Origin of the sequence: Enterobacter sp. 03-F-07-AD-ECC, from assembly GCF_047530935.1 — a bacterium.
In the GTDB taxonomy this organism is placed as follows: Bacteria; Pseudomonadota; Gammaproteobacteria; order Enterobacterales; family Enterobacteriaceae; genus Enterobacter; species Enterobacter cloacae.
Window position 1 is genome coordinate 62,732 of the sequence record NZ_JBLKBZ010000006.1, and the last position, 22,555, is coordinate 85,286.

Here is a 22,555-nt window from a genome sequence, read left to right on the forward strand (position 1 = left end):
TATGTCTGCAACACGACAATTGCGGCTGGGGACCATTTTGCACGGTGCTTCCGGGAATATGTCCGCCTGGCGCCATCCTGCGGCGGTGGCCGATGCCAGTATTAATTTTGATTTCGTCAAAGCGACGGCGTTAAAAGCAGAGGAGGGCAAGCTCGACTTTTTATTCGTAGCCGATGGCCTCTACATTAATGAGAAGTCGATCCCGCATTTTTTAAATCGCTTTGAGCCGTTAACGGTGCTCTCCGCGCTGGCGAGCATTACCTCGCGTTTGGGGCTGGTGGGCACGTTATCCACCTCCTACAGCGAACCTTTTACCGTGGCGCGCCAGTTTGCCAGCCTGGATCATCTCAGCAACGGCCGCGCGGGCTGGAACGTCGTGACCTCGCCGCTGGAAGGGTCGGCCAGGAACTTCTCGCGTGAAAAACACCCCGAGCACGCGCTGCGCTACCGCATTGCGGATGAGTATCTCGATGTGGTGAAAGGGCTGTGGGACTCGTGGGAAGGCGATGCCTTTGTGCGCAACAAAGAGAGTGGTCAGTTTTTTGACCCCGCCAAACTGCATACCCTGGATCACCGGGGTGATTTCTTCCAGGTCGCCGGGCCGCTCAATATTGGTCGCACGCCGCAGGGACGTCCGATTGTGTTCCAGGCGGGCGCATCGGACGACGGTAAAAAGCTGGCTGCGAAGCATGCCGATGCGATCTTCACCCACCATGAAACTCTCGAAGAAGCACAAGCGTTCTACCGCGATGTGAAGCAGCAGCTGGAAAACAACGGTCGTCGTGCCTCTGATTTGCACATCTTCCAGGGCGTGAGCGTCATTGTCGGAAAAGATGCCGAAGATGTGGAAAACCAGTACCAGACCACCGCGGCGCTGGTGTCGGTTAAGGATGCGCTCAATTATCTCGGACGCTATTTCGAACATCACGATTTCAGCCAGTATCCGCTCGACGAGCCGTTCCCGGACCTCGGCGATCTGGGAAAAAACAGCTTCCGCAGTACCACGGATGAGATAAAGCGCAATGCCCGCGAACGTCAGCTGACGCTGCGTCAGGTCGCGCTGGAAGCGGCCTCACCACGCCCCCGTTTTTCCGGTACGCCGGAGCAGGTGGCGGACGGCCTGCAGGCGTGGTTCGACGGCTATGCAGCCGACGGCTTCATCATCCAGGGCGGGACGCCAGATACCTTCCCGCGCTTTGTTGACCAGGTGGTGCCGGTGCTACAGGCCCGCGGCCTGTTTCGCACTGACTACCCCGGGACCACGCTGCGCGACAGCCTGGGCCTGGACGAACCCAAAAATCAGTTCACACAACAATAAAAGAGAACCCGCTATGCAGAAACCATCGCTTATTCTGGCGCTCGCGCTGGCCTTTACCCCTGCCGTCTGGGCAGAGAATGTGAACATTAACGGCACCGGCGTGAGTATTGAGGCCAACAAAACGCCGATCAATACCGCCAAAAACGACGATGCCATCGCGCAGTTGCCGAAAGATTATCGCTTTGCCGTGCCGGGGAAATTTACCGTCGCGGTGGCGGGCCTCAATCAACCGCCGCTGACGGTTTTCTCGGATGACAACAAAACGCTTCTGGGAAGCGAAGTTGACGTGGCTCGTCTGGTGGCGGACAGCCTGGGGCTGGAGCTGAACGTGGTGCCAACCTCCTGGGAGGACTGGCCGCTGGGGGTGGCCTCCGGGAAATACGATGCGGCGATCAGCAACATCACCGTGACTAAAGCGCGTAAGGAGAAGTTTGATTTCGCCACCTACCGTAAGGATTCGCTCGGTTTTTATGTGAAATCAACCAGTCCAATCACATCCCTGCAGAAGGCGGAGGACATTGCCGGGCTGCGGATTATTGTGGGCTCAGGCACTAACCAGGAGGCCATCCTGCTGGCATGGAACGCCGAAAACCTTAAGAAGGGACTGAAACCGTTTACCCCGGTCTACACCAAAGATGATGCGGCACAAACGCTGGCGCTCCAGTCCGGGCGTGCGGATGCGTATTTTGGCCCAAACGTGATTGGCGCGTGGAAAGCGGCGCTGACCGGTAAAACCAAACTGGTGGGAAGCGTTGACGGCGGCTGGCCGAAGGCGGCGCATATCGCGGTGACGCTGAAAAAAGGCAGCGGCCTGGTGGAACCGGTGCAGACCGCGCTTAATGGCGTGATCAAAAACGGCGATTACGACAAAGTGCTGAACCGCTGGGGAGAAGGGGTGGAACGCATCCCGCAGTCGGAAGTCAACCCGGCCGGTCTGGGTGATTAAGGAGGCGTTATGAGCGAACAATTTCGTGACGTTTCGCCGGAAGATGCCGATCTTCAGCCCATCATCAATGGGCTGTTCGGTGAATACGCTGCCCGCTACGGTGACTATTTTTCGAAAGATGCTGAGGTCGAGCTCACCGAGTGGTATCTGGCGCCGCAGGGGCTGTTTATCGTCCTGGAGCGTGACGGGAAGATTATTGCCACCGGGGCGTACAAACCCTTCGACGAACGCACCGCAGAAATCAAACGCATCTGGACGGACAAAAGCCTGCGTCAGCAGGGGCTTGCGGGGCGCGTGGTGCAGGAGCTGGAGCGCCGGGCGGTGCTGGCAGGCTACAGCCAGATCTACCTGACCACCGGTTTTCGCCAGCCGGAAGCGGTACGGCTCTATCTTAGCCAGGGTTACCAGCCGCAGTTCGATCTCAACCGCGATCCGGAAGAGTACAGCCAGCCCCCGTTTGATGGCCGGCTGCGTTTCACCAAAACGCTGGTTCGTGAAGCGTTAAGTAAAACCGCATGAGGTACGATGATGAGCAACGTTGAAACCATAAAAGTGGTCCCGGCGCGTTATCCGCTACGGGCCGTCGGTGCCGTGGTGGCGCTGTTTGTCCTGGCGGTCGTTGTCCAGTCCGTCGCCTTTAACCCGCGCTGGGAGTGGTCTGTGTTTGCCCGCTGGTTCTTCGACCCGGTGATCCTTGAAGGCGTCGGCCAGACATTACTGCTGACGCTGATCGGCACCGCGCTGAGCGTGATTTTGGGCGGTATGCTGGCGCTGGCGAGACTCTCGTCATCCTGGCTGCTGAGCAGCCTGGCCTGGGGCTATATCTGGCTGTTTCGCTCGCTGCCCCTGATTGTAGTGCTGATCATCCTTTATAACTTTTCCTATCTCTACGACACGCTCTCGCTCGGGGTGCCGTTCACCGGCATGACCTGGGGCAGCTTTGAAACCATCAATGTGCTGGGGCAATTCTCTACCGCCGTAGTCGGGCTAACGCTGGTGCAGAGCGCCTATACCGCGGAGATCATTCGCGGGGGCTTCCTCGGCGTGGATCATGGTCAGTATGAAGCGGCCGCTGCGCTGGGGCTACCGGCCTGGCGTCGTACGGTGCGGATCATTCTGCCTCAGGCGCTGCGCACCATACTGCCGTCCGGGTTTAACGAAATCATCAGTCTCGCGAAGGGGACGGCGATGGTTTACGTGCTGGCCATGCCGGAGCTGTTCTACACCATCCAGATGATTTACAACCGCACGCAGGAGGTGATCCCGCTGCTGATGGTGGGGGCTGCCTGGTACCTGGTGATTACCACCGTGTTGTCCGCTATCCAGTATGGTGTTGAGCGGGGACTGGCCCGCAGCGAGCGTCGCTCGGCGGTGAATCAGAACCGTACCCTCAGCCGTACCCGTTCCCGTTCCGTCACCACCACGCCCGCACAGGAGCCCGTCCATGCAAGCCTCTCATGAAGGACATATTTCCATTACCGGCGTCAGTAAATTCTTTGGTCGCCATAAAGCGCTCGATAACGTGTCGCTTGAGATCCCACCGGGATCCGTCACGGTGATCCTCGGACCGTCCGGCTCCGGTAAATCGACCCTGCTGCGTACCATCAACCACCTTGAGCGCGTCGACGAAGGGTTTATTCAGATTGACGGGGATTACATCGGCTATCGCCGTCGGGGTGACAAACTCTACGAGTTAAAAGAGAAAGAGATCCTCAAACAGCGCGTCAATGTGGGTTATGTGTTCCAGAACTTTAATCTCTTCCCGCATCTCACGGTGCTGGAAAACCTGATTGAAGCGCCTGTCGCCCATAAAAAACTGAGCAAAAAAGAGGCCGTTGAGCAGGCGTATAGCCTGCTGGATGTGGTGGGGCTGCGTGATAAAGCGGATGCCTGGTCGCGCCATCTCTCCGGCGGGCAGCAGCAGCGCATCGCCATTGCCCGCGCGCTGGCGCTGCGTCCGCGCGTCATACTGTTTGATGAACCCACCTCGGCGCTAGACCCGGAGCTGGTGGGCGAAGTGCTGGATGTCATCAAGAAACTTGCCCGTTCCGGCACCACGCTGGTGGTGGTCACCCATGAGATCGGTTTCGCCAGAGAAGTAGCGGATCAGGTGGTGTTTATGGTCGACGGTAAAATTGTGGAGCAGGGCAGCAGCGACGAGGTGCTGAACCGGCCATCGCACGCGCGAACGCGTCAGTTCCTTTCCCGAGTCCTGTAAGGAGTACCCATGAAATATGGACTTCTGGCAGGGCTGGCCTTTACCGCCGCCAGCCATGCCAGTATTGATTTAAAAGCCAACGAGCAGCCGCTGCCGGTGACGGTGGATCAGCAGGCGGTGGCGAAGATCCCCGCTCATTACAAATTTGTCGAGCCGGGAACCCTCACGGTGGCCATTTCTGCGCTTAACTCACCGCCGCTGGCCCTGCTTGCCAGCGACAACCGTACGCGAATAGGCAGCGATCCGGATATCGCCCGGTTGCTGGCAGGCAGCCTGGGGCTAAAACTGAAGCTCGTTCCCACCGCCTGGGAAGACTGGCCGCTGGGGATCACCTCCGGGCGCTATGACGTGGCGCTGGTGAACATTGCGGTGACCGAACAGCGCAAAGAGAAGTTTGATTTTGCGACCTATCGCGTCGATTCGCTGGCGTTTACGGTGAAATCCACCAGTCCGGTGCAGTCGATTAACGGTCCTGAAGATCTTGCGGGTAAAAAGGTTATTGTCGGATCCGGCACCAATCAGGAGCGCATCCTCTTAGGCTGGAACGAGGAGAATAAAAAGGCCGGGCGTGAGCCCGCGCTGCCGGTGTACCTGACGGATGATGCCTCGGGCAATCTTTATATTCAGTCCGGGCGGGCGGATGTGTTCTTTGGACCACAGTCGGTCGCCGCGTGGAAAGCCGCGCTGACCGGTAAAACGCGCGTTGTCGGGCTGGGCCCGAAAAAAGCGTATGTCGCCACGACCACCAAAAAAGGCAATCAACTGGTCTACGCCCTGCAGGCCGCGCTGGACGGCGCGATCACGCGCGGGGAGTATCAGAAGGTGCTGGCGCGCTGGGGAGAGCAGGGCGAAGCGGTGACACACTCGGAGGTTAACCCGCCTGGGATCACGTATTAATTGTGCTCTACACTTAGGATTTTCACTCCTGAGAGGGCAACATGATCAAACTTTATGGTGCACCCGGCTGGGGCTCGGCAATCAGCGAAGTGATGCTGACTCTGGCAGACATCCCTTACGAGTTTATTGATGTGGACGGGTTTGATGCGCCCGGTCCGCAGCGCGAATTGCTGCAAAGACTCAATCCATTGTGTCAGGTGCCGACACTGGCGCTGGAAAATGGCGCGATCATGACCGAAACAGCCGCCATCGCCCTGATGGTGCTCGACAGGTGTCCCGAACTGGCGCCGCCCGTCGGACAGGCAGAACGTCAGCAATTTCAGCGCTTGCTTATCTGGTTTGTCGCGAACGTCTATCCGACCTTTACCTATGCCGATTATCCCGAACGCTGGGTGCCTGACGCACCGGAACAGTTGAAGAAAAATTGTATCGAATACCGCAAATCCCTCTATTTGTGGTTCGATAGCCAGCTCAAAGCGGCCCCGTTTGCGCTGGGTGAACAGCTTACGCTACTCGACGTCTATATTGCGGTCGCACGTACCTGGGGGCCACGGCATGCGTGGTTTGCCGAGAATACGCCAAAGATAACGGCCATTGCAGACGCCGTGTGTCAGCTTCCTGAACTGCACAAGGTGTTAAAGGCAAACGGCATTATCTGATAACGTGTAAACCTGATTCATAACAGGAAGCCTGCACATGCCACATGTAGATATCAAATGTTTTCCCCGGGATTTAAACGACGAACAAAAAAACGCGCTGGCGGCTGATATTGCCGAGGTGATAATTCGTCATTTCAACAGTAAAGACAGTTCAGTGTCGGTGGCGTTAAACCAGGTTAATCCTGAAGACTGGAAAGCGCAGGTCTGGGACAGCGAAATTGGCCCGAAGCTGGATTCGTTGATTAAAAAGCCCGGCTATTCGATGTAATTTTATTTGCCGGGCAGCGGCCTCGTTGACCCGGCATTTAAGTTTCTCCCGACATTTCGCAAAAATCGATAATACGATCCTGTGACGTTTCCGTTACACTTTCCCTCTCTAAAACTTTCACGAAATCATCTGGTAAGCACAGCAGTTGCGTTAAATTCAGTACAGGATAATTTTCTCATGACAAAATTACCTCAGTTCTCACTCGCCTTTTTTCATCCTCGTTACTGGCTCAGCTGGACAGGCATTGCTGCGCTCTGGTGCATTGTGCAGCTCCCGTATCCCCTTTTATTAAGAATCGGACACGGGCTTGGTCGTCTGGCCATGCGTTTGCTTCCCCGTCGTGTGGACATCGCTCGCCGCAACCTTGAGCTCTGTTTTCCCGACATGAAAAAGGATGAGCGCGAAAAGCTACTGCAGCGTAATTTTGAATCGGTTGGCATGGGCGTCATCGAAACCGGGATCGCCTGGTTCTGGCCTGACTGGCGTGTGCGTAAATGTTTCAGCGTCAGCGGATATGAACATATGGAAGAGGCCCGGGCGCGCGGAAATGGCGTGGTGCTCATCGGTATGCATTTTCTCACGCTTGAACTGGGGGCGAGGATCTTTGGCATGCTCAACCCGGGTGTCGGTGTTTATCGCCCTAACAATAATGCGCTGCTGGACTGGCTGCAGACGCGCGGCCGTCTGCGCTCAAATAAAACCATGCTGGATCGCTACGACCTGAAGGGCATGATCCGCGCCCTGAAGCAGAATGACATTCTCTGGTACGCCCCGGATCACGACTACGGCAAAACCAACAGCGTGTTTGTACCGTTCTTTGCGGTTCCTGATGCCGCGACAACCGCCGGAAGTTATATGCTTGTGAAGAGTGCCAGACCGGCGGTGATCCCGTTCGTTCCACGCAGAAAGGCAGACGGCAGCGGTTACGAACTGATTATTCTTGAAGATATCGGCGAAACGCTGCAGGGCGGTGATAAAGCGTCGGTAGCCACGCAAATGAACAGGGCGATTGAGCGCGCGGTGCTGATGGCGCCGGAGCAATATATGTGGTTGCACCGACGCTTCAAAACCCGTCCTGAAGGCCAGCCGGACAGATATGCGCGCAAAAAAAGCGTGGTCACTTCCAACAGTACTGTATCTACAGGCGACATGCCTGAACAGTCAGGCATTCAGCACTAAAGTATGCCCTCACCGTAACGTGAGGGCAGGCTGACGGCTACAGCGCAGCCCTGCGGTACGGCGTATAATCTGCTTGCCACCAGGTCTCTTCAATCCGCGCCAGCAATATCTCATCCTCCATGGCTGGCGCAACACCTTGCTCAATGGCCGCTCTGGCGACGGCAAACGCGATATGGCGTGACACCGTTTCTATATGATCCACCGGCGGCAATAATCCACCTTTTTCGGTTGTCACCAGCGGCGACTGCGCGGCCAGGCTGCGGCTTGCCGCCATCAGCATCTCCTCGGTGACCCGCCGTGCATGGCAGGCCAGAATACCCAGCCCCAGCCCGGGGAATACATAGGCGTTATTACACTGGGCAATATCGTACTGCTCGCCCTGCCAGAACACCGGCGCAAACGGGCTGCCGGTGGCGACGAGCGCGGCGCCCTGTGTCCAGGCAATGAGATCCTGCGGTTGCGCCTCCGCGCGGGATGTGGGGTTAGAAAGCGGCATAATCACCGGACGCGGGCAGTGGCGATGCATCTCTTTCACAATCTCTTCGCTGAAGAGGCCCGGCTGGCCTGAGACCCCAATCATTACCGTCGGATGCGCGTTTTTAACCACGTCCATCAGCGAAATATTGTTCGACTCAACCTGCCAGTCGCGGATCGCCTCGCGCGCCGTGAGCAGGTTTTTCTGGAAGTCGAGGAGGTTGGTCATATCGTCAGTCAGCAGGCCAAAGCGATCGACCATAAAAACCCGACTGCGGGCTTCGGCTTCGGTTAGCCCGTCATCCATCATCAGCGCCACGATTTTTTCGGCGATGCCGCAACCGGCGGATCCGCTCCCCAGGAAGACCACGCGCTGATCGCGAACACGGGTCCCGGCAGCATGGGCGGCAGCAATCAGCGTGCCCGCGGTCACGGCGGCGGTACCCTGGATATCGTCGTTGAAACAGCACAGCTGGTCGCGGTAGCGCTGCAGCAGTCTGGTGGCGTTTTTCTGCGCGAAATCCTCAAACTGCAGCATTACATTGGGCCAGCGCTGCTTCACGGTACTGATAAACATGTCCATAAACTCGGCGTACTGATCGTCGCTGATGCGTGGGTGACGCCAGCCCATGTACATGGGATCGTCCAGATGCTGCTGATTATTGGTACCAACATCGAGCATAATCGGCAGGGTAGACGCCGGGTGGATCCCACCACAGGCGGTATATAACGAGAGTTTTCCAATGGGTATTCCCATCCCACCAATTCCCTGATCGCCAAGCCCAAGAATACGCTCTCCGTCGGTCACGACGATGACGCGAATATCATTGCGTGAGAAGCTTTGCAGCATTTCATCAATACGGTGACGATTGGGCCAGGAAATAAACAGCCCACGCGCGCGGCGATAAATAGTCGAGAAGTGTTCGCACGCTTCTCCTACCGTGGGGGTATAGATAATGGGTAACGTCTCTTTCAGGTGCGAACGCAGCAGGTTGTAAAACAGCGTCTCATTAGTATCCTGGATATTACGCAGATAAACGTGGCGGGAAATATCGCTTTTAAAATGACAGAATTGTACCCAGGCGCGTTCGGTTTGTTCCTCGATGGTTTCAACGTTGTGTGGCAACAAACCGTGCAGATTAAAGTTATCACGTTCTTCTTTAATAAATGCGAGCCCTTTATTTAATAACGGATTTTCCAGTAATACGGCGCCGCTATAAGGGGTATACAGTACTTCTTTGCGAGACATGAATGACTCCTGAATTTCAATAATCGGATAAGGTTCAGTTGCAGGCGCAGGTTTATTTATGTCTTTGGTTTCGCGCTAATCTAGCGGTTAAGGATCATAGGCGTAGTGATAACGGTCACAGTCTTTCTGGTTTAATTAATTTCAAAACACCGATGCGGCGATTAAAAACTTTAGTTACGAAAAGATGAATTAAGTTATTTAAAAACAAATTCTCGTGCTGTTCACATTTCCGGCGAAATCGCCATGCTAATTTCTCGATGAACCATTTTTATAAATGGCAATTTGAATACGATTAAATATTAAAGCTTTATTAAGCACAGGCCAATTACGATTTATTCCTGTTTATTGATATCCGAACCTACTAATCCGGTGATTATATGAAAGATAATTCTGTAACCACGTCTCCAGTTGCTTCACGTTTTGCTTTTGGGTTGAGCAATGCTGAAGTTGGCGCGGTCCCGTTGATGCTGTTTGTCGGGATCGCGGCCATTGTGGCCACCTCCGCGTGGGCGGGGCTGCTGCCGAAAAACATGATCGGTGGACTCGCGGTGATCATGACACTCGGTTTCGCCTTTGCCAAAATTGGCCGACAAATCCCGCTGCTGAAAGATATTGGTGGCCCGGCAATATTGTGCCTGATGCTGCCCTCGGTGCTGGTCTATTTTGGCGTATTCGAGAAACACACCCTGGATACGGTTCACCTGCTGATGAAAGAGGCCAATTTGCTCTATTTCGTCATCGCCTGTCTGGTGGTGGGGAGCATTTTGGGGATGAACCGCGTGCTGTTGATCCAGGGGATGATCCGCATGTTCGTTCCACTGGTGGTGGGTACCCTGATGGCCGTGCTGACCGGTTTACTCGTTGGTTCGCTGTTTGGCTATACGCCGTATCACACCTTCTTCTTCATCATCGTACCGATTATCGGCGGAGGGATTGGCGAGGGGATTTTACCGTTGTCGCTGGCCTATTCGGCGATACTGGGTCAGACACCTGACGTGTATGTGGCGCAACTGGCACCCGCCGCCGTAGTGGGGAATATTTTTGCCATTATTTGTGCGGGTACGCTGGCGCGCCTCGGGGCAAAACGTCCCTCGCTTTCAGGCAATGGCATGTTAACCCGCAGCAAAGATGACACAAGCCTGTTTGCCAGCGCGCAGAGCGTACAGCAGACGGATTTCCACCTGATGGGGGGCGGGCTGCTGATGGTGTGTGCGTTTTTCATCGTTGGCGGACTGTTTGAGAAGCTGGTGCATATTCCCGGCCCGGTGCTGATGATCCTCATCGCCGTGCTGTGCAAATACTTCAAGGTGATCCCGGCCTCCATGGAGCAGGGGGCGCACAGCTGCTATAAATTTGTCTCCGCTGCGCTGGTCTGGCCGTTGATGATTGGTCTCGGCATGCTGTACGTGCCGCTCGAGAGCGTGGTGTCGGTCTTTTCGGTGGGATACGTGGTGGTGTGCGGTTCGATCGTCATCGCAATGGCGCTGAGCGGCTATTTTATTGCGTCGCGCCTGAATATGTACCCGGTGGAAGCGGCGATTGTCACCTGCTGTCATAGCGGGCTGGGCGGGACAGGAGATGTGGCGATCCTTTCCGCGTCTAACCGCATGTCGCTGATGCCGTTTGCCCAGATTGCGACCCGCATTGGCGGTGCGTCGACGGTGATTTTCGCCACGCTTTTGATGGGCTGGTTAATGGCGCACTGATCCCGGACGTCAGAAGACTGAATCGCAACGACATTTTCAGCACGCCGTTGCGGTTCAGTTCTTTATAAATATCACTGCGCTGGATAGAATTACCGCATTCACAGCGACGGGAAACCGCACGATGACCGGAAGAGTTGATTACCAGATTGAAAAATTTCTCTTTACCGAAGCCGCCGAACCGGAGCGTCTGACGCGCCAGTGGGCGGAGGTACTGGAAGAGTGTCGGGAGCAACAGGCCGGTGCAGAAGAACGCCTGCGACTTGCGCTGCTGAATGTGGATTACGTCACCAGCTTTGAGCTTCCTTTCCGGTTACTCCTCACCCGCGCCCCGCAGTTAATTGACGGCCTCAGAAAAGAGCTTCAACTCAGCCAAAAAAATGTGCTTTTTAACGGCAAGCGCTTCGGCTGTGTTTATAGCCTGAAAATGAATCTGGACGGGATCCCCGATGAATTTAACTACCACCTGAAAACGCGTATCCAGCGCAGTGATAGCGAAGGGGGTAGCGAAGTGCCGTACCGGCAAATCGCCCAGCAGGTGAAAGCGCCCCGTGAGCGATTAAAGTTAGCGCTGGAAAACGGGCTCGCGGTAACCGCACTCGACGGGCTTTTCTGGTTCGGCATTCAGCGCATCGCGGCCGATGTGCAACGGTTGCGCAAAACGGGGATGAGAATAACCACCTCCGGGACCGAGGTCTTTGATACGCTGACCAGGACCCGACGGCAGATCCCGGTCTATCGTCAGGAAAAAGCGTAGCGTTGCCACGAATATTAACGTAACCGCAGGGCTATTCAGCCCGCAGCAATATCGCCATCAGCCCAGGAAAACGGGCATCCAGATCGTCTCTTCGCAGTGAAATCATATTCTCTCGCCCCTGCGGGCGCTGCCAGATTACACCGCTGTCGCGCAGTACACGCCAGTGGTGGGTCATGGTGGATTTCACCACATCGTCCGGGCGCAGCGCGTTGCAGCTCAGTTCACTGCCATCGGCCAGCCTGCGGATAATCGATAGCCGGAGCGGGTTGCCGAGAGCAAACAGCACATTTTCCAACAGTATTTGTTCAGGTTCGGGGTGGTTTGGGATCATCGTTTTCCTGCGTCAACGTTCAGATTGAGCTATATCAACAATAGGTCAACCGTGAAAAAATAGTTCGATAATACTCGTACAATAGGACTATTATAGCAAACGAACACACAGGCGACCATCCCGGTCGTCACAACTCAGTCTTACAGACTTAAGGAAATATTATGCCCCGACCCATCCCTCTCGAACGTTATCGCAACATCGGTATTTCCGCGCATATCGATGCCGGTAAAACGACAACCACCGAACGCATCCTGTTTTACACCGGGATGAGCCACAAGCTGGGTGAAGTACACGATGGCGCGGCAACAACCGACTGGATGGCACAGGAGCAAGAACGCGGGATCACCATTACATCCGCGGCCGTCAGCTGCTTCTGGCCGGGTATGGACAGAGGGTTTGAACCGCACCGGATCAATATCATCGACACCCCGGGGCACGTGGATTTCACCATTGAGGTGGAACGTTCCATGCGCGTGCTGGACGGTGCCGTCATGGTGTACGACTCCGTGGGTGGCGTGCAGCCACAGTCAGAGACCGTCTGGCGTCAGGCGAATAAATATCATGTGCCGCGCCTGGCGTTCGTCAACAAAATGGACCGTCCGGGTGCCGATTTCTTCCGCGTCGTACGGATGATGCAGGAACGCCTGAAGGCGAATCCGGTGCCTATTGTGATCCCTGTGGGCGCGGAAGAGCATTTCACCGGCGTGGTGGATCTCATCAAGATGCGTACCATTGTGTGGGATGATGCCACACAGGGCATGGTATTTAACTATGCGCCGGTACCGGACGAATTGCTGAGCACCGCGCAGGAGTGGCGGGAAAAAATGGTCTCTGCGGCAGCAGAAGCCAGCGACGCGCTGATGGATAAATACCTGGAGACGGGCGACCTTGATGAGGCTGAGATCATCAAAGGGCTGCGTATTCGGACCATCTCCGGTGAAATCCAGCCGATGCTGTGCGGCAGCGCCTTTAAAAACAAAGGGGTACAGCGCATGCTCGATGCGGTGATTGAGCTGATGCCATCCCCTCTGGATGTACCGGCCATCGACGGTGTGGACGAAAAAGGGCAGCATGCGGAGCGTCATCCAAGTGATGAAGAGCCGTTTTCTGCGCTGGCGTTCAAACTGATGAGCGATCCGTACGTCGGGCAGTTGACCTTTATTCGCGTTTACTCTGGCGTGTTGAGAAAAGGCGACGCGGTGTATAACCCGGTGAAGGGCAAGAAAGAGCGTATCGGACGCATCGTGCTGATGCATGCCAACGATCGTCACGAGGTGGACGAGCTGCGCGCCGGTGATATTGCGGCCTGTGTGGGTCTGAAGGATGTGACCACCGGGGACACGCTCACCGATCCGAATGCGGTCATCACGCTTGAGCGAATGGAGTTCCCGGACCCGGTGATCTCCCTTGCCATCGAGCCAAAAACCAAGGGCGATCAAGAGAAGATGGGCATTGCCCTGCAACGCCTGGCGGCGGAAGATCCGTCGTTCCGTCTGCATACCGATGAAGAGTCCGGCCAGACGATTATCTCCGGTATGGGTGAGCTACATCTTGAGATTATTGTCGATCGCATGAAGCGTGAGTTTGGCGTCGAGGCGAACATCGGCCGTCCGCAGGTGACCTACCGCGAGACGCTGCGCAAAGCGGTGAAAGATATCGAAGGCAAATTTGTCCGGCAGTCCGGCGGTAAAGGGCAGTACGGGCATGTGGTCCTGAGCCTTGAGCCGTTAGAGCCTGGTAGTGGCTTCAAGTTTGAAGATGCCACGAAGGGTGGCGTGGTGCCGCGTGAGTATATTCCCTCTGTGGAAAAAGGGCTGCGCGAAGCCATGAACAGCGGCGTGCTGGCGGGGTATCCGGTTGTCGATGTAAAAGCGACCCTGACCTTTGGGTCGTATCACGACGTCGACTCCTCGGAAATGGCGTTCCGCATGGCGGCGATCCTCGGGTTTAAAGAGGGCGCTCGCAGAGCGGATCCGGTGATCCTTGAGCCGGTGATGCATGTCGAGGTGGAAACGCCGGAAGAGTACGCCGGTAATATTATGGGCGATCTCTCATCCCGTCGTGGCATGGTGCAGGGCATGGAAGAGCAGTACGGCAGCCAGATTATCCGCGCTGACGTGCCGCTGGCAGAGATGTTTGGATACGCCACCACGCTGCGCTCGATGTCGCAAGGCCGCGCGACCTACACGATGGAGTTCCACCATTTTGCGGAAGCACCGCGCAATGTGGCGGATGAGATTATTGCCCGGCGTGCGAAGTAATACGTTCACCCTCTCCCCGATGGGGGGAGGGTTTATCAATCGAGCGCCTTCACCATTTTCCCACTCGCCACAAACGTCCCGGCTCCCAGATGGTGCAGGGTATTCAGCTTATCCCCGTCAAACTTCCAGCGTCCGGCGACAAACGCGCGTTCATCGGCGGCGGCTGAAACCACTTCCCCGAACAGCGTATCGTACTTTTCTGCAGCGGATGTAACGGGTAATAACCGGCACTCCATCCATGCCAGACATTTCTCTTCAATGACGGGCAGGCCGAGTGCCGGACCGTTCACCACCGGGATGCCGTAGCAGTTGAATTTGTCTTCGTCGCGCCCGCTAACGCTACCGACCGCGTAGGTCCAGTTGGCGGCGGACACGCCGGGAATGACGATGCCAAATTGCCCACTGCGTTCAATCAGTTCACGCGACCAGGTGCTTTTATCCACCACAATGGCGATACGCGGTGGTTCAAACTCAACCGGCATCGACCACGCAGCAGCCATAACGTTACGCCTGTCCAGGGTTTCATCCCGACTGGTGATAAGCACGGTGGGACCATGGTTTAAAAGACGGCTGGCATGACGTAATTCAACAGGACGAAAGTGGTTCATAGGGTCTCCTCATTAATAACGATGAGTATGGCGAAAAAGCACGGAAATCAAAGTGGACACGTAAAATTAGTTTATAAACAGAACATCACTGTTAAAGGAAACTGATGCATGTCCCCATTTCTGACTGCCTATTTCGCCCGCATCGGCTGGAAACAACCGGCTACTGTTGATATCGACACCTTGTGCGCGCTGCATTTACATCACAACTGTGCGATCCCGTTTGAGAATATCGATGTCGTACTACCGCGCGAAATACAGCTCGACGATCAAAGCCTTGTCGACAAACTTGTTAAGGCGCGTCGCGGGGGGTATTGCTTTGAACAAAATGGCTTGTTTGAGCGCGTGTTGCGAGAAGTTGGGTTTACGGTGCGCAGCGTGCTGGGACGTGTGGTATTAGCGAATCCACCGCAAATGCCGCCGCGCACGCATCGCCTGTTGCTCGTCGAACTTAACGGCGAGCGCTGGATTGCCGACGTTGGATTTGGCGGCCAGACGCTGACGGCACCGATTCGTCTGCTTGCCAACGAAGAGCAGGAGACGCCGCACGGTCTGTATCGTCTGCTGAGCGAGGGGAACGACTGGGTACTGCAATTCCGTCACCATGAGCACTGGCAGTCGATGTACCACTTTGACCTGACGACACAATATTTCAGTGATTACGTCATGGGGAATTTCTGGTCGGCGCATTGGCCGCAGTCCCATTTCCGCCATCATCTGCTGATGTGTCGCCATCTGCCTGACGGCGGCAAACTGACGCTGACCAACTTCAACTTTACCCACTGGCAAAAGGGCCATGTGGAGGAGCAAATCCATCTCCCCGATGCTGCGGCGCTGTATCAACTGATGCAGGAACGCTTCGGGCTGGGTGTTGACGATCCGAAGCACGGTTTTTCCCTGGCGGAGCTGACGGCGGTGATGGCAGGGTTTGATACACATCCTCAGGCCGGGAAATAGCCCGGTGGCGGCTGCGCCTTACCCGGCCTACAGGTGCACAAACGTAGGTCGGGTAAGGCGAAGCCGCCACCCGACAAAATCAACGGCGCGATCTCACCACCTGATACCGACGGGTAAAATACTCAAACGGTGCGCTCCACACGTGCACCAAGCGGGTGAACGGGAAGATAAGGAAAATAGTCATCCCCAGCACCAGATGAACGCGGAAGATGGGGGCAACGCCACTCAACATTTCCGATGAGCCGCCCTTAAACGTCACAATTCCCTGCGCCCAGCCGACCAGCTTCATCATCTCACTTCCGTCAGGATACTGGGCGGAGAAAGGAATGGTCGATAGCCCCAGAATGCACTGTATCAGCAGGATACTCATGATGATGATATCCGGCGTGGTGGAGGTGGCACGCACCCGCTGGTTGAACAGGCGGCGAATCAGCAGCATGGAACCGCCAATCAGCGTCAGCACGCCGCAAATCCCCCCTGCAATCATGGCTAACTGCTGCTTAACCGCGACGGGTAAAAACCAGGCATACATCCAGTGCGGGGTTAGCATGCCGAACAGGTGTCCGAAGAAAATCCCCAGGATCCCAATATGAAACAGGTTAGAGGCCCAGTTCATACCGCGTTTGCTGAGCATCTGGCTCGATGAGGCGCGCCAGGTGTATTGCCCGTAGTCGTAGCGCAACCAGCTGCCAAGGAAAAACACGGTGGCGCAGATGTAGGGGTAAATGTCATAGAAAAAGACGTTCAGGTAATGTGTCATTTTGGGCCTCCGGCGCTGACGTCTACGTACTGCGGCGCGACGTCCTGGCTAAAGCGTCGTTGATAGTGCTGCATCGGCGAGCTGTCGCACGATGTGGCGTTGTCTTCGATAAACTTGACCTGTTCCTCTTCCCAGACGGCGTCCAGCGCCTGGCGGGTGTCATCGCGTTTCTCCGTGGCCACCTGTTTCGCCACGCTGTCGCTGGAAAGCCGCGTTCCGGCCAACACCAGCAGGGCATCGAACAGCTGATAATGGGCCACGCCGCGCTGCTTCAGACGCCCGCCAATCAGCGCCAGGATAGGCGCGACGTTCTGCAATCCTTCGCGCGCCTCGTCGTCCGTAACGATACTGAGGTACTCCAGATAGAGCGGCAGATAGTCCGGCAGTTCGCGGCAGTCGAGCTGTAGCCCGGCTTTCTCATACTGGCCCATCAGGTCGACCATTGCCTGACCGCGATCGCGGGATTCAGCGTGAACATGCTCGAACAGCAGCAGCGAGGTCGCGCGGCCACGCTCAAATACCTCGCACCACTCGGCCTGTTTATCCAGCAGCGGGGCGCTCAGGTGCTGACGGGCAAATGACAGCAGCATGGGTGCGTCCTGCTCAATGAGCGAAAGCGCTTCCTCGCGATTTTCCCACAGGGTCTCATCGGGATACTCAATCAGCAGCGCGATGATTTTGAGGATCTGCATTACTCTCCCTCCCCATGTTCGCGCACCTCGGTGATGTTGATGGCATCAATCCGGCTGCTGTTGAAGAGGTTAAATTTGGTGTCAGAGCCGTGGCAGCCGTCGCCAAAAGTGAAGCCGCAGCCGTTACGTTCCGGGAAGGCATCGCGCGCCATTTCACGGTGGCTGGTGGGGATCACGAAACGATCCTCATAGTTGGCGATGGCCAGATAGCGGTACATCTCTTCAACCTGTTCCACGGTAAGGCCTACCTCCTCAATCGCACGGGTGTCCGTGACGCCTTCTACCGTCTGGGAGCGCTTGTAGTGTCGCATCGCCATCATGCGTTTAAGGGCGCGCAGCACCGGGCCGGTATCCCCCGCGCTGAGCATGTTCGCCAGATACTGCACCGGAATGCGCAAGCTCTCCACGGCAGGCAGTACGCCGTCGCTCTGCGGCAGACCGCCTGCGTCAGCGTAGGACTGGATCGGTGACAGCGGCGGCACATACCAGACCATCGGCAGGGTGCGGTATTCGGGGTGCAGCGGCAGGGCCAGCTTCCAGTCCATCGCCATTTTGTAGACCGGGGAGCGCTGGGCCGCATCAATCACGTTCTGCGGAATACCCTGTTTCAGCGCTTCTTCAATCACCGCCGGGTCGTTCGGGTTGAGGAACACGTCGCACTGGCGTTCGTAGAGATCGGTTTCATGCTCGGTGCTGGCGGCCTCCTCAATACGGTCCGCGTCATACAGCAGCACGCCGAGATAGCGGATGCGCCCGACGCAGGTTTCCGAGCAGACGGTCGGCTGGCCGGATTCAATGCGCGGGTAGCAGAAGATGCATTTTTCTGACTTGCCGCTCTTCCAGTTGAAGTAGATCTTTTTGTACGGACAACCGCTGATGCACAGACGCCAGCCGCGGCATTTGTCCTGATCAATCAGCACAATGCCGTCCTCTTCGCGCTTGTAAATGGCGCCGCTCGGGCAGGTGGCGACGCAGCTTGGGTTCAGGCAGTGCTCGCACAGGCGCGGCAGGTACATCATGAAGGTGTTTTCAAACTGGCCGTACATCTCTTTCTGGATCTTCTGGAAGTTACGGTCGCGGGCGCGTTTTTCGAATTCGCCGCCCAGCAGCTCCTCCCAGTTGGGTCCCCAGACGATTTTATCCATCCGCTTGCCGTCAATCAGCGAGCGCGGGCGAGCGGTAGGGAGGTGATCCCCCTCCGGCGCGCGGTGCAGGTCCTGATAGTCAAAGGTAAAGGGCTCATAGTAATCGTCAATCTGCGGCATGACAGGGTTAGAAAATATTTTCGACAGCACCCCCATTTTGCCGCCGAGACGCGGCGTCAGCTTACCGTGAATACCGCGGATCCAGCCGCCTTGCCACTCTTCCTGATCTTCCCAGTTTTTCGGGTAGCCGATCCCCGGTTTGGTCTCGACGTTGTTAAACCATGCATACTCCATCCCTTCACGCCCGGTCCAGACGTTTTTACAGGTGACCGAGCAGGTGTGGCAGCCAATGCATTTATCGAGATTCAGTACCATGCCAACCTGTGAACGTATTTTCATTTTTTCGTCTCCTGTACCTGATCCCGACCTTCGCCATCCAGCCAGTTAATGTTTTTCATTTTGCGGATCATGATGAACTCGTCGCGGTTGGAGCCAACGGTGCCGTAATAGTTGAAGCCGTAAGCCAACTGCGCGTAACCACCAATCATGTGCGTCGGTTTCGGGCAGGCGCGGGTCACCGAGTTATGAATACCGCCGCGCCGTCCGGTCACCTCGGAACCCGGAATGTTAAGAATGCGCTCCTGGGCGTGGTACATCATGGTCATACCCGGTGGCACGCGCTGGCTCACCACCGCGCGGGCGGTGAGGGCGCCGTTGGCGTTGAAGGCTTCAATCCAGTCGTTGTCCTCAATGCCCAGCTCACGCGCGTCGGTTTCACTGATCCAGACAATCGGCCCGCCGCGCGACAGAGTCTGCATCAGCAGGTTTTCACTGTAGGTAGAGTGGATGCCCCATTTCTGGTGCGGCGTCAGGAAGTTGAGCGCTTTTTCCGGGAAGCCGTTCGGCGGGATCTCGCGCATATGGCTGACGCTGCGGGTATCAATCGGCGGACGGTAAGCCACCAGACTTTCGCCGAAGGCACGCATCCACGGGTGATCCTGATACAGCTGCTGACGGCCGGAGAGGGTGCGCCACGGGATCAGCTCGTGAACGTTGGTATAACCCGCGTTGTAGGAGACATGCTCGCTTTCCAGACCGGACCAGGTCGGGCTGGAGATGATTTTACGCGGCTGCGCCTGAATATCGCGGAAGCGGATTTTTTCATCTTCTTTATTCAGCGCCAGGTGGGTGTGGTCGCGTCCGGTCAGTTCGCCCAGCGCCTCCCACGCCTTCACTGCCACCTGACCGTTGGTTTCCGGTGCCAGCGCGAGGATCACTTCGGCGGCATCAATGGCCGTCTCAATACGCGGACGGCCTTTCGCCGGACCGTCGAGCTTGACGTAGTTCAGCTTGCCGAGGAACTCGACTTCGTTTTGCGTGTTCCACGAGATCCCTTTCCCGCCGTTGCCGAGCTTGTCCAGCAAGGGGCCGAGGGAGGTAAAGCGCTCCCACGTTTCCGGGTAGTTACGCTCGACGACCGCAATGTTCGGCGCGGTTTTGCCGGGGATCAAATCGCATTCGCCTTTGCGCCAGTCCTGAATATCAAACGGCTGGGACAGTTCCGCCGGGGAATCGTGCTGCAGAGGCTGCAACACGACGTCCGTTTCCGTACCGAGATGGCCGACGCACACGTCAGAGAAAACTTTGGCGATGCCTTTGTAAATCTCCCAGTCGCTGCGCGATTCCCACGCCGGGTCGACGGCGGCAGACAGCGGATGAATAAACGGATGCATGTCGGAGGTGTTCATGTCGTCCTTTTCATACCAGGTGGCGGTTGGCAGGACGATGTCAGAGAACAGGCAGGTGCTGGACATACGGAAATCGAGCGTTACCAGCAGGTCGAGTTTGCCCTCAATGGCGTTAGTCTGCCAGTCGACCTCTTCAGGCTTCACGTCATCGGTCGAGCCTAAATCTTCCCCTTGTATCCCGCTTTCGGTGCCGAGCAAATACTTGAGCATGTACTCGTGGCCTTTGCCGGAGGAGCCAAGCAGGTTCGAGCGCCAGACAAACAGATTGCGCGGGTGGTTTTTACCGCTATCGGGCTGCTCGCAGGCGAAGCGGATATCGCCCGATTTTAACGCCTGAGCGGTGTACTCCTGCGGAGACAGGCCTGCTGCCTCAGCGCGGGCTTTGATGTGCAGCGGGTTGAGGTTGAGCTGCGGCGCCGACGGCAGCCAGCCCATACGCTCGGCGCGGACGTTGAAGTCGATCAGGTGACCGGTGAATCGGGATGCATCCGCCAGCGGAGAAAGCAGCTCCTGCGCCGTCAGCTTCTCATAGCGCCACTGGCTGGCGTGGTTGTAAAAGAACGAGGTGCTGTTCATCTGGCGCGGCGGGCGGTTCCAGTCCAGCGCGAAGGCCAGCGGCAGCCAGCCGGTTTGCGGACGCAGCTTCTCCTGGCCCACGTAGTGCGACCAGCCACCGCCGCTTTGGCCCACGCAGCCGCAGAAGACCAGCATGTTGATCATGCCCCGGTAGTTCATGTCCATGTGGTACCAGTGGTTTACCCCGGCACCGAGAATGATCATCGAGCGTCCATGCGTTTTGTGCGCCGTGTCGGCAAACTCACGGGCAATTTTTTCAATCAGATACGCGGGAACACCGGTGATCTGTTCGCCCCAGGCCGGTGTATACGCTTTGATCTCACCATAATTTTCAGCCGCGTTACTGTCTTCCAGACCACGATCGAGACCGTAGTTGGCAAGCACCAGATCGTACACGCTGACCACATGTTTCTGGCTGCCATCGGCAAGCGTCAGGGTTTTACTCGGCACACGGCGGGTCAGCACTGGCTCCTGTTTCACGCTGCGAAAATGCGGGTTCTCATTACCGCCAAAGTAGGGGAAGGCGACATCCGCCACGCTGTCGTGGGTGATCAGCAGGGAAAGGGTCAACTCCGTTTCCTGACCCGCAGCCAGCGATTCCAGGTTCCATTTGCCTTTTTCGCCCCAGCGGAAGCCAATGGAACCGTTAGGAACCACCAGATTACCGGCAATATCAAAGGCGACGGTTTTCCACTCCGGATTGTTGGCTTCGCCCAGCCCGTCCACAAGGTCGGACGCCCGCAGCATGCGTCCCGGCACCAGACGACCATCGGCCTGCTCATCCAGCAGAACCAGCATCGGCATGTCGGTGTAGCGGCGGCAGTAGTTGAGGAAGTAGTCGCTTGGGTTATCGAGGTGGAACTCTTTGAGGATCACATGTCCCATGGCCATCGCCAGCGCGCTGTCGGTCCCCTGTTTCGGGGCGAGCCACTGGTCGCTCAGTTTGGCAACTTCTGAGAAGTCAGGCGTGATGGCAACGGTTTTGGTCCCTTTATAACGAACCTCGGTAAAGAAATGGGCGTCGGGGGTGCGCGTCTGGGGAACGTTAGAGCCCCAGGCGATGATATAGCTGGAGTTGTACCAGTCGGCGGACTCCGGCACGTCGGTCTGCTCGCCCCAGGTCATGGGAGAGGCGGGAGGCAGGTCGCAATACCAGTCATAGAAACTCAGGCAGGTACCGCCGAGCAGAGAGAGATAGCGGGTACCGGCAGCGTAAGAGACCATCGACATCGCCGGAATAGGCGAGAAACCGGCCACGCGGTCCGGGCCATAATTTTTGATGGTCCAGACGTTGGCGGCGGCAATCAGCTGGTTCAGCTCTTTCCAGTTCGAGCGGATAAACCCGCCTTTACCGCGTGCCTGTCGGTAGCTCTGCGCTTTTTGCGGATCGTTTTGAATGGCATCCCAGGCGAGTACCGGGTCGCTGTGCTGCGTCAGCGCCTTGCGCCAGAGTTCAATCAGCCTGCGGCGCACCAGCGGATATTTGAGGCGGTTGGCGCTGTAGAGGTACCAGGAGTAGCTTGCGCCGCGTGGGCAACCGCGTGGCTCATGGTTAGGCAGGTCCGGGCGAGTGCGGGGGTAATCGGTCTGCTGGGTCTCCCAGGTCACCAGTCCGTTTTTGACATAAATCTTCCAGCTGCAGGAGCCGGTACAGTTTACGCCGTGGGTAGAGCGCACAATCTTGTCGAACTGCCAGCGCTGGCGGTAGCTGTCTTCCCAGTCCCGGTTGGTGTGATACACCTGCCCGTGCCCATCGGCGAAACTGTCGCCTTTTGTTTTGAAGTAACGAAAGCGGTCCAGCAGTTTGCTCAT

Annotated in this window: 18 protein-coding genes and 1 pseudogene; 12 read left to right on the plus strand and 7 right to left on the minus strand. The window is 56.7% G+C overall.

What is annotated here, in order from left to right; translation table 11 throughout:
* The first annotated feature begins 1 nt into the window (after position 1).
* The 8 genes and pseudogenes from ACMWKA_RS11380 to ACMWKA_RS11415 all read left to right on the plus strand — a co-directional run bounded on the left by ACMWKA_RS11380 (position 2) and on the right by ACMWKA_RS11415 (position 7,485).
* Positions 2 to 2,264: pseudogene (locus tag ACMWKA_RS11380) on the plus strand (NtaA/DmoA family FMN-dependent monooxygenase).
* Positions 2,265 to 2,273: 9 nt separating this feature from the next.
* The gene (locus tag ACMWKA_RS11385) at positions 2,274 to 2,783 is read left to right on the plus strand and encodes a GNAT family N-acetyltransferase (RefSeq protein ID WP_013096497.1); all 510 of its coding nucleotides are present in this window, start codon (positions 2,274 to 2,276) and stop codon (positions 2,781 to 2,783) included.
* A gap of 9 nt (positions 2,784 to 2,792) precedes the next feature.
* Entirely contained in the window at positions 2,793 to 3,725 is a 933-nt protein-coding gene (locus ACMWKA_RS11390) for an amino acid ABC transporter permease (protein WP_023621243.1), read from the plus strand.
* On the plus strand, positions 3,709 to 4,482 hold the full coding sequence (locus tag ACMWKA_RS11395; RefSeq protein ID WP_040022655.1) for an amino acid ABC transporter ATP-binding protein: 774 nt from the start codon (positions 3,709 to 3,711) through the stop codon (positions 4,480 to 4,482). Before ACMWKA_RS11390 ends, ACMWKA_RS11395 begins: the two co-directional genes overlap by 17 nt.
* Positions 4,483 to 4,491: 9 nt before the next feature.
* Positions 4,492 to 5,379: an ABC transporter substrate-binding protein gene (locus ACMWKA_RS11400; protein ID WP_414760232.1), complete on the plus strand. Its 888-nt coding sequence runs from the start codon at positions 4,492 to 4,494 to the stop codon at positions 5,377 to 5,379.
* A gap of 41 nt (positions 5,380 to 5,420) precedes the next feature.
* Positions 5,421 to 6,038, plus strand: coding sequence for a glutathione S-transferase family protein (locus tag ACMWKA_RS11405; RefSeq protein WP_333094131.1), 618 nt, complete (start codon positions 5,421 to 5,423; stop codon positions 6,036 to 6,038).
* A 37-nt stretch (positions 6,039 to 6,075) separates the two neighbouring features.
* Positions 6,076 to 6,306 (plus strand): tautomerase PptA, encoded by a 231-nt coding sequence (gene pptA, locus ACMWKA_RS11410; protein ID WP_013096502.1) that lies wholly within the window; start codon positions 6,076 to 6,078, stop codon positions 6,304 to 6,306.
* A gap of 177 nt (positions 6,307 to 6,483) precedes the next feature.
* Entirely contained in the window at positions 6,484 to 7,485 is a 1,002-nt protein-coding gene (locus tag ACMWKA_RS11415) for a Kdo(2)-lipid IV(A) acyltransferase (protein WP_038981834.1), read from the plus strand.
* A gap of 37 nt (positions 7,486 to 7,522) precedes the next feature.
* Here ACMWKA_RS11415 and ACMWKA_RS11420 read toward each other — a convergent pair whose 3' ends face one another.
* Positions 7,523 to 9,208, minus strand: coding sequence for an NAD-dependent malic enzyme (locus tag ACMWKA_RS11420; RefSeq protein ID WP_333094130.1), 1,686 nt, complete (start codon positions 9,206 to 9,208; stop codon positions 7,523 to 7,525).
* Between the two features lie 377 nt (positions 9,209 to 9,585).
* Between ACMWKA_RS11420 and ACMWKA_RS11425 the strand changes: the two genes are divergently transcribed.
* Together ACMWKA_RS11425 and ACMWKA_RS11430 are read left to right on the plus strand one after the other, a co-directional pair.
* The gene (locus tag ACMWKA_RS11425; protein ID WP_029883354.1) at positions 9,586 to 10,914 is read left to right on the plus strand and encodes a 2-hydroxycarboxylate transporter family protein; all 1,329 of its coding nucleotides are present in this window, start codon (positions 9,586 to 9,588) and stop codon (positions 10,912 to 10,914) included.
* Positions 10,915 to 11,035: 121 nt separating this feature from the next.
* Complete coding sequence (locus ACMWKA_RS11430; protein ID WP_013096506.1) at positions 11,036 to 11,668, plus strand: DNA-binding protein; 633 nt, start codon at positions 11,036 to 11,038, stop codon at positions 11,666 to 11,668.
* A 31-nt stretch (positions 11,669 to 11,699) separates the two neighbouring features.
* On the opposite strand, the gene ACMWKA_RS11435 is transcribed toward ACMWKA_RS11430, so the two are convergent.
* Complete coding sequence (locus tag ACMWKA_RS11435; protein ID WP_013096507.1) at positions 11,700 to 11,999, minus strand: ArsR/SmtB family transcription factor; 300 nt, start codon at positions 11,997 to 11,999, stop codon at positions 11,700 to 11,702.
* Positions 12,000 to 12,160: 161 nt separating this feature from the next.
* Here ACMWKA_RS11435 and fusA point away from each other — a divergent pair, with 161 nt between their 5' ends.
* Positions 12,161 to 14,260 carry an elongation factor G gene (fusA, locus tag ACMWKA_RS11440; RefSeq protein WP_040022647.1) on the plus strand — a complete coding sequence of 700 codons (2,100 nt, stop codon included), beginning with the start codon at positions 12,161 to 12,163 and terminating at the stop codon, positions 14,258 to 14,260.
* Between the two features lie 35 nt (positions 14,261 to 14,295).
* Here fusA and ACMWKA_RS11445 read toward each other — a convergent pair whose 3' ends face one another.
* Positions 14,296 to 14,868, minus strand: a complete 573-nt coding sequence (locus ACMWKA_RS11445; protein ID WP_414760233.1) for a flavin reductase family protein — start codon at positions 14,866 to 14,868, stop codon at positions 14,296 to 14,298.
* A 108-nt stretch (positions 14,869 to 14,976) separates the two neighbouring features.
* Here ACMWKA_RS11445 and nhoA point away from each other — a divergent pair, with 108 nt between their 5' ends.
* Positions 14,977 to 15,822: an N-hydroxyarylamine O-acetyltransferase gene (nhoA, locus tag ACMWKA_RS11450; RefSeq protein ID WP_248031739.1), complete on the plus strand. Its 846-nt coding sequence runs from the start codon at positions 14,977 to 14,979 to the stop codon at positions 15,820 to 15,822.
* Between the two features lie 79 nt (positions 15,823 to 15,901).
* On the opposite strand, the gene narI is transcribed toward nhoA, so the two are convergent.
* From narI to ACMWKA_RS11470, 4 genes are read right to left on the minus strand one after another with little or no spacing between them, the layout of a single operon-like run.
* Positions 15,902 to 16,582, minus strand: coding sequence for a respiratory nitrate reductase subunit gamma (gene narI, locus ACMWKA_RS11455; RefSeq protein WP_014883923.1), 681 nt, complete (start codon positions 16,580 to 16,582; stop codon positions 15,902 to 15,904).
* The gene (narW, locus tag ACMWKA_RS11460; RefSeq protein ID WP_013096513.1) at positions 16,579 to 17,274 is read right to left on the minus strand and encodes a nitrate reductase molybdenum cofactor assembly chaperone; all 696 of its coding nucleotides are present in this window, start codon (positions 17,272 to 17,274) and stop codon (positions 16,579 to 16,581) included. The genes narI and narW overlap by 4 nt, the downstream gene beginning before the upstream one ends.
* Entirely contained in the window at positions 17,274 to 18,818 is a 1,545-nt protein-coding gene (gene narH / locus ACMWKA_RS11465; RefSeq protein ID WP_048972815.1) for a nitrate reductase subunit beta, read from the minus strand. The genes narW and narH overlap by 1 nt, the downstream gene beginning before the upstream one ends.
* Positions 18,815 to 22,555 (minus strand): nitrate reductase subunit alpha, encoded by a 3,741-nt coding sequence (locus tag ACMWKA_RS11470; RefSeq protein WP_414760234.1) that lies wholly within the window; start codon positions 22,553 to 22,555, stop codon positions 18,815 to 18,817. Before ACMWKA_RS11470 ends, narH begins: the two co-directional genes overlap by 4 nt.